1 protein-coding gene is annotated in these 2,027 nt (G+C 49.7%); it reads left to right on the top strand.

Features of this window, described 5'->3' with window-relative positions; genetic code table 11:
- The first annotated feature begins 156 nt into the window (after nt 1-156).
- Nucleotides 157-1,962: an IS1634 family transposase gene (locus MOST_RS07230; protein WP_106007074.1), complete on the top strand. Its 1,806-nt coding sequence runs from the start codon at nt 157-159 to the stop codon at nt 1,960-1,962.
- Nucleotides 1,963-2,027: the final 65 nt, after the last annotated feature.

Genomic DNA, 2,027 nt, shown 5'->3' with positions numbered 1-2,027 from the left:
CCCACATTCCGCATCCATAAACTGGATAGATACCAAATAATAACTATAACCTAAGGTGATGACAAAGATGCCAAAGAGTGATGGTTGAAAAAAGATGATTTATCCATCCCATGTCGAACTTACTATTGATATGTTTAAAGGAAAGGCGGCATGGGGATGGATTTACAGCCCTTTCTGGAGTCCTTTGCGCAACTGCCCCCGAAACTCCAGCAACGGTTAGCGACGGAATTAAAAATTGACGTCGCTAAAGCGACCCCTGCCGGGGCGGTACTCATTGGCTTTTCTCTGGCTCAAACCTTCGGCGTAGGTGAAACCATTGATTATCTGCTCGGAGAAGAACATCTCTCGGTGCAGCAGATGCAAGATGAGCTAGCTCAGGGAGTAACTCCGCGAATTAGTACCGGCACCGCTTGCGAAGTGCTCATTGCCGATATGCTGGGTTGCTACAAAAACCTAACCCGGCTCTATCGTATTGAAGAGGCCTGTGAAGCCTGGCATGTGAGGGATATCCTGAGCCTGCCGCCGGAAAAATTGAATGACGACCGCCTGGGGCGGGCTCTGGATACTATCGGCGAAAACCCTACATTAATGGGAGACATTCTCCAAGTCTTGGTCTTAAAGGCAGCAGAACGTTTTGGCATCCCCCTCAAGCGTTTTTATAACGATACTACCGCCATTCCGGTATGGGGGGAGAGGCAAGGCAATGATAAGGTGCAATTTGGCCATGGCGGCTTGCCCGGTTTGCAACAGCTTATTTTAAACCTCACTATTCTTGCGGGACCGTCGCTCCCGGTGACGGCAGTTACCGACCCGGGTAATGTCCAAGGAGGGCGGGTGTTTGACCGCACCCTGAAAGCAGTAGCCAAGCTAACTCAAGATGAATTTGAAATTATTATCGACCGTGGCATTTTAACTCACCTCAACATGCATTTGATGCTTAGCGAAAAACGCGCCTTCTTTATCGGGCCGCTCAAAGAGGAACTCTGCCGTTCCTGGGTTTTAGATGCTCTCAGGGAAGCGGGAGAAAAAGCCTTTACTCCTATTGCCTACCGGTCCAAGGAAGAAGCCAGGAAAGGACAACCGTCCCATTACGAAGCCCTGGAGACCGCCTACACCTTCAAGGTCGAATTAAATCGCCGCCGGCCCGGAGAGGCAAGGAAAAAGAAAGGCGAAAGGCGTTTTATAGAGCATACGGTACGGGCGGTGATTTACCGGGACAACAAGAAGGAAGAACGAGACGCCGAGCACAGGGCGAAAAATATAGCCAAAGTGGAAAGCGAGCTTAAGGAACTCCAAAGTAAACTCAACAAACGCAATCTTTGCACTGTCGAAGCCTGTCAGGGCCGGGTGCAAGAGATCTTCCGGGGACTGCCCGAACTACGCCGGGCCTATAAGGTAACCGTAGGAACTAATGCCCACGGTGCCGTCACCCTTACCTGGGAAAAGGATGAAGAGGTGCTCCAACAAGCCGCCCTGACTGACGGCCTCTTCGTTCTCCTGACCAATCACCCTATTGAAGCAGTGGATGCCAACGAATTGCTAACCCGTTACCGGGGCCGTAACGACATTGAAATGAGCTACCGTTTCTTAAAAGGGGCCCTCGACCTGAACCAGATCTTTTTACGCAAGCCCGGCCGTGTTGACGCTTATTGTTACCTGAAAGTACTGGCCATGTTCGTCCTTAACCTGGCGCACTGGTTTTTAACCAAGGAAGGCCAAAAGAAAATGACACCTCAGAAGTTACAGGAAGTACTGGGCAACACCACTATCGTCGAACAGCGCCTGGAACCCTTCGGCATCCGCCACTTTGTGGGGACTAATGTAACGGAGCCTATCCGTAATCTTATTGACCTGTTTCATTTACCCGATCCGGTAACCATTGTCGAAGCTATCAATGCTGCTGTTGATTATCATCAGGTTCTTAATCAATGGAGCCAGAAAGCATTACGTAGTTGTTGCTAGTACCTTCCAAGTTCAGAAATGGAATAAATTCCTAATTTGGTAATCTTGCCTCGCGAAATGTAGGT

It is taken from the genome of Neomoorella stamsii (genome assembly GCF_002995805.1).
GTDB lineage: Bacteria > Bacillota > DSM-521 > Neomoorellales > Neomoorellaceae > Neomoorella > Neomoorella stamsii.
The sequence above is the reverse complement of the archived record's forward strand: the minus strand, read 5'-3'. Positions and strand labels throughout refer to the sequence as shown.